The sequence below is a fragment of the Pedobacter steynii genome (assembly GCF_900103665.1).
Lineage (GTDB): Bacteria > Bacteroidota > Bacteroidia > Sphingobacteriales > Sphingobacteriaceae > Pedobacter > Pedobacter steynii.
Map to the genome: position 1 here is coordinate 969,501 of NZ_FNGY01000003.1, position 8,088 is coordinate 977,588.

Below are 8,088 nucleotides of genomic sequence, written 5' to 3' on the forward strand. Positions count from 1 at the left end.
GCTTCGTCATAGACGAAACCCTTTTTTAATATATAATGAAGAGCGATTAAAAATTAGCTTTATTCACATCCCACCATAGTCTGGTTCCACCATTGTCTGGTCCGCCCAATAACTGAACAGCTTTCTGAACTTCAGCGCCATTCGTAGAATATTCATTGGCCGGGTAAGCCAGTCTTCTGATCTGAACCTGTGTATCTATCGCGCCATTGCTATTGTTGTTTACTACTGTAAACAACTTAGGATATCCGGTACGACGGAATTCTGTCCATGCCTCCTGTCCTTCCGGGAACATCGCCAACCATTTTTGTGTAATGATTCGTTCCAGTTTACGCTCATTGGAAGCTGCAGCATCCCAGCTGATGGTCACCGTAGAAACAGCTGGAGAATTATTTGCCGCATTTAGCGGATCAACATAAGCCTTAGGCAGGCTCGTTGCATCGTCTTTATAAGCACCTGCCGATACGCCCCATTGGTCCATGGAAGCCTGGATACCAGTTTCGTAATTGAGCTTTACATCTCCTGCACCGGTCCAGCTGCGCAATGCTGCTTCGGCTTTTAGAAAATAGACCTCAGCAGCGGTCATCATCCACATTGGTGAGGCTGAGCCAAAGGCAGTTGCACCATTTAAGGTAGAAAAGCCGTTATAACCCGGTTTTGCGGTTACTGCTGATCCGATACGGATTCCTTTATACTGACCTTTAAAAAGTGCATCAGTAGCGGGTGTTACATACTTAGGCAACCTTGGATCGTTATAACCCGTCATGTAAGACTCTAAAGAAGCACCCATAGAAATATCTGTCCAGCTGGTTGCAATCACATTTAAAGGATTGTGGTATCCACCACCTGAAATACCGGCATTGTCTGCATTTGTAGCCAATAATCCACCATTAACAGGGTCTAAAGCTTTCTGACCTTGTGTCTGAGCAGTTGCAGGATCAACTTTTACAATATGCATCGCCAAACGCAACCTTAAGGAATTTGCCAGTCTGATCCATTTCTCATAATCCCCGCCATAGACCAGATCGAATTTCTCGAAAGGCTTTTTCTCCATGCTCGAATTTAGAGCAGCAGCTTTTACATAGGTATTCAGGTTCGTAACAGCGGTATCTAATTCCAGAAAAAACTGTTTATACAGGTTCTGTTGACTGTCGTAAGGAGTTGCAATCAAAGAGCTTCCTGCTTTACTATAAGCAATAGGGCCGAATTTATCAGTTAAACGGCTAAAGGTCTCCACCTTAAGGATCAGGGCTATTCCCCAAAAATCAGGAAGTTTGGTTCTCGTTCCAGCCTGGGCGATGGAATTGATCGCAAATAATGAATTGGTATAGGAAACGATAAACGACTGTCTGTTCCAACCATCTACCAGATCATAATTTAAGTTATTGATGTTTCCCCTAAAAGGATTCGGAGACATCATATAACCTGCATAACAATCTGCATTTAAGTTCTGGGTTAATTGATAATCACCTTCCAGGCCAAAAATTGCACTTTGAATCCCTGGATAAACTAAACCGATATGATATTGATCCGGAGTAAAGCCGGTATTGTCTGTATTGAATTTTTCAAAGTCTTTTGTACAACTGCTAAACGAAAATAACAGGAGGAAACATAAGACTGCCTGGCAGAACTTAGCTCCATGAGGTACCATTAATATATGAGGTGTTTTCATTGTTTCTTCTTTTAAATTGAATAATTTATAGGGTAACATTCAGGCTGAAACCAATGTTACGTGTTGCAGGCTGACTAAATACATCTACACCAGAAAGTCCGTTACCTGTTGACATGGTAACTTCCGGATCAAAAGGCGCTTTCTTATGAATGTATAAAAGGTTCCTTCCGATTAAAGAAAGCCTTAAATTCTTCACAAATCCTCTAGTAATCGGTACGCTATACCCAAGAGATACTTCACGTAAACGAATTGCCGTTGCGCTATAAATGTAATTTTCGGTGATACCATCACGTCCGCCAACAGTAGTAAACCACTTTTTAGGATCAACACTACTGATTGGTGTACCATTCGCAGCATCCACACCATTGATATTTACACCACCACGGTCCCTTGCTTCTCCGGAAGCTTTAGACACCCCATATTTATCCAATAAAGCCTCAGTAAGAGAAAGAACCTGACCTCCAAATTTCCCGTCTACCAGGAAGCTCAGGCTGAAATTTTTATAATCGAAAGTATTGCTCCAACCCAATTGAAATTTAGGATTAGGATTTCCAATATAATTAAATCCTGGATTCACCATTGGCGTTCCACCGCTACCAATTAAAATTCTGCCTTGTGCATCACGTTGGAAAGTAACACCATGAATATCCCCAAAAGAACCTCCTGTACTCAACACCGATTCGTAAGTATTGTTACGGTTAGGCGTCAATACAAAGCGGTTTATTCCATCTTTTGAATCTACATCGATGACTTTGTTCTTATTGGCAGATCCGTTAAATGAAGTGTTCCAGTTAAAGTCGCTGTTTTTGACCACATCATATCCTAAGTTAAATTCAATACCTGAGTTTTGAATGTCACCCGCATTTACATATCCAAGAGAGAATGTAGTCGTATAAGCTGGAATTACCTGAATAAATTGGTTTAAAGTATTTGACTTGTAATAAGTAAAGCTAAGGCTCAGTCTGTTGCTCAGAAAACGGAGGTCAGCACCAAGTTCAAAGGAATTTGTTTTTTCCGGTTTCAATTGAGGGAATGGGGCAACAGAATTCAAAAGTACGCCACCACCGATAAACATATGCGTTAAAGGCCTGGTCACATATGAAGGGACTGTATTTCCCACTTGTGCGTATGTACCTCTGATTTTAGCATAGCTGATCACTTCCGGCAATGTCAGCGCCTGGTTCAAAATAAAAGATAAACCTGCCGAAGGATAAAAATAAGATTTATTTGGCGTGAAGGCCAGATTTGATGACCAGTCATTTCTTCCGGTAAGGGTTAGAAAAGCCCAGTTTTTATAAGAGAAATTCGCGTTGGCAAATACAGATTGAATCTGATTGTGGTTATTTGGCAAAGTCAGTGTCGGAGGCCCTCCGGCAGCTGTTGCGATGTTTTCAGGTAAAAAGATATTAGGAATGGTCAATCCTGGTTCCGTATAGTTATTACTGGCATCAGGACCAGTGCGTGTTCCCACCGTCTTTGAATCGGTAATACTCGTACCCAGAACCCCATCTATTTTTAAATCCGATTCGCCCGGAACGGAAAAAGTAAGCAATAAATCGGCATATTTTTGTTCGTTAGTCTGGTCACTCATGAGCAGCTGACCATTCTTTTTTGCCAGTACAGGATGTGTTCCTGCATAAAGACGTTGTTCGTACTTGTCGTTGGTGCGGTCAATGCTACCACGTGCCTGCAGGTTTAACCAACTGGTAAAATCATATTTTGCACTGGCATTCAACAGGATTCTGTTTCTCTTGGATTCGTTAAGGTTGCGGTTCAGAATCCACCATGGGTTTTGCTGTACATCCTCATTAAAAGGCCAGTTCTGAGTTGGCGCACCATTTCCACCTGGAACTGCAGCCAATTCAAATTGACTTCTGTACGGAGAAAGGTCTTTTCCTCTTGGGAACAAATACAAACCGGTTAATGGGTTCAAATACAATCCCAGTCCAGGGCTGTTTTTGATCGTTTGCGAGATGTAGTTTATATTTCCGTCAACGCTTAATTTGTTGTCAAAAAATTTAGCACTCTCCCGGAAGTTAACGTTATGTCTGGAAAGCTCGTTTGTAGGCTCTGTTCCTCTGGATGCCGTATTTGCATAAGAAAAATAAGATTGAGCAGCTTCGGTACCTCCTGAAAGGTTAATCGAATTTGTCCAGTTTCTTCCGGTTTGATAAAAGGAAGATACATTATCTGCTGCGTTTGTTATTTTCGCTCCCCAACTATCTGTTGCTCCGGCTTTCGTTTCGCCGTAACTGTTCTGTAGCTCTGGTTTGTAAGCAATCTTATCCAGGGTAAACGAGGAAGAATAATTCACCACAGGCTTTCCTGCTTTTCCTTTTTTAGTGGTGATCATGATCACCCCATTCTGTGCCTGACTACCATATAATGCAGAAGCTGAAGCACCTTTCAATACCGTGATGTTCTCTATGTCGTCCGGGTTCAGGTTAGAAATACCGTCGCCACCGTCCTGACTTGCACTAACAGCAGTCGTTCCGCCTTGTCCAACATTGGATCCAAAGGTATTATTAGGTTGTCCGTTGGCGTTTGAACCGTTCGAGATTGGTACTCCATCAATCACATATAGCGGTTGGTTGTTACCACCAGCGGATTTATTACCCCTCAGGACGACTTTAGCAGAGCCCCCTACACCTGAAGCACTAGGTGAAATGGTTACCCCTGCAATTTTACCATTCAGGGAATTCATCAGGTTGTCGCTCTTTGCTCTGGTTAACTCAGATCCTGCTAACTGCTGACTGGAATAGGTGATTGATTTTTCTGATTTCTTAATACCCAGGGCAGTCACCACAACTTCACCAAGTTGTTGGGCATCCTCTTCAAGAACGATATTTAATTGTTTGGAACTAACGGTGACTTCTTTAGTGGTGTAGCCTAGATAGCTAAACACCAATACATCTCCAATATTGGCTTGTATGGTAAACTGGCCGTTTCCGTTAGCGGAAGTACCATTTTTTGTTCCTTTAAGCAAAACATTAACACCTGCCAGGGGTTGCCCTTTGGCATCTCTTACGGTTCCGTTAATGGTTTCTGCTTGTTTTACGACTTCAATCCCGATTAAGGATCGAATTCTTAATGCACCATGATCTGCATCGGAAGCCAAAGCTCCCAGCGCAAGACAGGGCATTACTACGGTCAATAGTAATGATTTTTTCATTGTAAGTTAGTGGATGGGTTAGGTTAATAGAGTTGGGGTTGATTAATTATATTTATATATTCATTTGAATTCTTTTAGTGTTAATAATTAGTTTTTCCTGGTCAAAGTTCTCCATCACCAATACAGCAGCGCCAATAATCTCTCCGTCGAAACCAAGTTCCGAAATCAAAATTTCTATGTTTGCTGCCAATCTTGGGATACAATATTTATTTAGTGCGAGCTGAATAGGTGCCATCATGATCTTACCTCCCTTGGCCCCTCTTCCACTCAACACAATAGTTTTTGGATTCATGATATGGATCAGAATGGCCAGGGCCTTTCCAATCTTATACCCGGCATCAGAGAGCAATTCAATCACAAAAGGATCTCCTGTTGCTGCCACCTCGAAAATCGCATCACCCATTAGTTTCAAAGGGTCGTCAATAACGGATTGCAACGTGGATAAGCGACCTTGTTTAATGCCTTCTTTCGCTTTTTCTACAACAACCAACATGGATGCTTCGGCTTCAAGGCATCCTTGCTTGCCACAGATACATAGGGCACCGTCTTCAAATAAAGGAATGTGGCTAAATTCTCCGGCAAAGCCGTCGTAACCTCTAAACACTTCGCCTTTAATGATCATCCCCAGGCCGATTCCCCAGCCCAAATTGATCACCATAACTTCTTCCTGAGATTTTGCTACACCGAATTTCTGTTCTGCCAATGCAATCACACTGGAGTCATTGGCCACGTAGGTTGGCAAGCCGGTTGCCTTAAAAATATATTCGTTCAGGCTTTGTCCATTTGCGTCGAGATAGGAATAATTGATCCCATCTGCAGCACTAACAAAACCAGGCATTCCGATACCAATTCCGAGTATTCGCGCCTTATCTATTCCGTTTCTTAAAATATAGGCATTGATGTATTCTATCAGTTTCTCTAAGGCGACCGCATTGTTATTCAAAAGCAATTCTACCATCTCCACCTCGGCCACCGGCCGGTTACAGAGGTCTACAATTGCAATCCTTGTGGAAAGCTGATCCATCGCAATCGCCATAATGTACATGGCGTCAGCCTTAACGGCATAGTTCAAAGGTCTTCTTCCGCCACTGGAAGGCGCATATCCCACTTCCACAACGAAGCCTTCATCAATCAGCTCATTTATAGCTTTCATAATGATGGGTAAGCTTTTACCAAACAGCACGCTTAATTCTGCACATGAAAGAGCATTTTCATAGTAAAGCTTTTTTAATATTTCGCTTTTCAACTCCGATGCTTTTACAAGTTTAATCTTCATAAAAAATAGTTTGTTTATTAAACTTAATAAATTATTTTAATATCTTCCAATTATTATTAAAATAATTCAATTATTTTTAAGTTAAATCAAATATATAGCAATAACTGAATGCAGTTAATGAGATAAATCAAGAAGAAAAAGAGGCATCACTTCTCATCAGGCAGCGCAGGTAATGGGGATCGATTGCCAATCAGGGATGAAAAGAAAAAATATGGATAACAGAAAAGCCCAAATACTAATATTCGGGCTTTTCTGTTATATTAAGATTTTAGACTAAGAATGTATCCAGCTAAATTTATAATCCATTGTTGGGGTTTTCATTCTTTCAGCAACGCGCAACAATCTATTAGGCAATGCCATGATATAATCACGGGCTTTTTCACCAGCTTCATTTAAATCGCGCATGCTTTCCAGTTTCCACTCTTCAATCAGCTGTTGCATGATTTCTACGTAGTCAACTGCCGTGTATACGCCCAGACGTTGTGCAGCATCTGTAAAGTGTCCAAAAGTTTGTCCGATCTTAAGTCCCATTTCTCGTAAGAAATGTGCCGGCATAACGATTTTTTTACGCATCATATCTTCAAAAGCGATCATCGCTTCGTTAGGATCCACTTCAAAGATTTTAGCCATAAAGTCTTTATATGCTTTTGCATGACGTGCCTCATCAGAAGCAATTACTCCGCACATTTTAGAAAGTAAGGCATCGCCATCTTTTTTAGCCATTGAGGCTACCCTTCTGTGGGAAATATTTGTTGCCAATTCCTGAAAACTCGTGTATACAAAATTTCTATATGGATCATGGCCTGTTCCAATATCAAAACCATCAGCAATTAAATACTGAGTAGAAATTTCCATCTGGCGCATATCCACACGTCCAGACAGGTAAAGATATCTATTTAATAAGTCTCCGTGTCTATTCTCTTCAGCAGTCCAATGACGCACCCATTTCATCCAGCCACCTTGCTCATTTTTAGTAATACCATCTACCATTGTTAACCATGACTCATAAGTAGGCAAGGCCTCTTCTGTAATGGTATCTCCGATCAATACTGCGACAAGGTCATAAGATAACCCATCAGCATTCTCACGCAATAGTTTTATATCCTGGAAAAATGTTTCGCTGGTTGAATCAGGCAGGAAGTCAGATGGTTGCCAATTAGTGTCAATCGGTTTCAAGTAGGTGTCCATCATATCCAGCATATAGCTTTCAATGTGTAGCATCACTTCCCTTCTCTTTTCTGCGAAAAAACTCATTGTTTTTTATGTTTTAAATTAGTAGTCAAAGATAACCAAAAATTGCATATTTTATCGTTTCGACATTATTTTATTCGCAATTAAGGGCCTTATAAAAGCGCTTTCCCGACATAATATTTGGCGATATATCTAAACAACATCGTATAAAAGAATAAGTTTTAAATACCAGAATAAGGATCGGATCTTTTGTATAAAGTCCGTTCAGGACCGGACATCCGATATAGGAGATCAATTGAATTCAGAAATGTTGATCAAAGCGCTAAGAAAGGAGCTCTAAGCTTATAATGAGCTAATCCTGATACCAAATCCAGAGATAAAAACCCAACAAACTTACAGCGCCCGGGAAGGAATAGGTTCTGAATAAAAACAATGATTTCAAAAATCTGTAAACAATCCAGGAATAAAAAAGCTTGTAAACAAGAAAAGCCTGCAGTTTTCACTACAGGCTTACTTTAAGATTTGGCACCGACCTACTCTCCCACGTGTTACCGCAGTACCATCGGCTCTGGTGGGCTTGACTTCTCTGTTCGGAATGGGAAGAGGTAGACACCACCGATATAGGCACCTAAATATTTTTATTGTTTGATTATTATTGGTTTCATGCTTACACATTCCACCACTCAAACAGTGACATATTATTGAAAGAAGTTAAGTTAGGAAGAACAAACAACAGTTTATTGCTCTTGAAAGCTTCGGATTATTAGTATTACTCGACTT

The 8,088-nt window shown here is 40.8% G+C and carries 4 protein-coding genes and 1 rRNA gene; all 5 read right to left on the bottom strand.

The features are described from left to right. Positions 1–46: 46 nt before the first annotated feature. The gene (locus tag BLQ87_RS12235; protein WP_083361828.1) at positions 47–1,669 is read right to left on the bottom strand and encodes a RagB/SusD family nutrient uptake outer membrane protein; all 1,623 of its coding nucleotides are present in this window, start codon (positions 1,667–1,669) and stop codon (positions 47–49) included. Between the two features lie 25 nt (positions 1,670–1,694). After that, positions 1,695–4,841 (bottom strand): SusC/RagA family TonB-linked outer membrane protein, encoded by a 3,147-nt coding sequence (locus tag BLQ87_RS12240; protein ID WP_083361819.1) that lies wholly within the window; start codon positions 4,839–4,841, stop codon positions 1,695–1,697. A 52-nt stretch (positions 4,842–4,893) separates the two neighbouring features. After that, entirely contained in the window at positions 4,894–6,117 is a 1,224-nt protein-coding gene (locus BLQ87_RS12245; RefSeq protein WP_074606860.1) for an ROK family protein, read from the bottom strand. 273 nt (positions 6,118–6,390) lie between these two features. After that, on the bottom strand, positions 6,391–7,371 hold the full coding sequence (locus BLQ87_RS12250; RefSeq protein ID WP_074606862.1) for an acyl-ACP desaturase: 981 nt from the start codon (positions 7,369–7,371) through the stop codon (positions 6,391–6,393). 457 nt (positions 7,372–7,828) lie between these two features. After that, positions 7,829–7,940, bottom strand: a 5S ribosomal RNA gene (gene rrf / locus BLQ87_RS12255). Between the last annotated feature and the right edge of the window lie 148 nt (positions 7,941–8,088).

What these genes read in the sequence shown, in the direction of transcription:
- BLQ87_RS12235 (WP_083361828.1), bottom strand. Translation starts at nt 1,669, where the DNA reads ATGAAAACACCTCATATATTAATGGTACCTCATGGAGCTAAGTTCTGC.
- BLQ87_RS12240 (WP_083361819.1), bottom strand. Translation starts at nt 4,841, where the DNA reads ATGAAAAAATCATTACTATTGACCGTAGTAATGCCCTGTCTTGCGCTG.
- BLQ87_RS12245 (WP_074606860.1), bottom strand. Translation starts at nt 6,117, where the DNA reads ATGAAGATTAAACTTGTAAAAGCATCGGAGTTGAAAAGCGAAATATTA.
- BLQ87_RS12250 (WP_074606862.1), bottom strand. Translation starts at nt 7,371, where the DNA reads ATGAGTTTTTTCGCAGAAAAGAGAAGGGAAGTGATGCTACACATTGAA.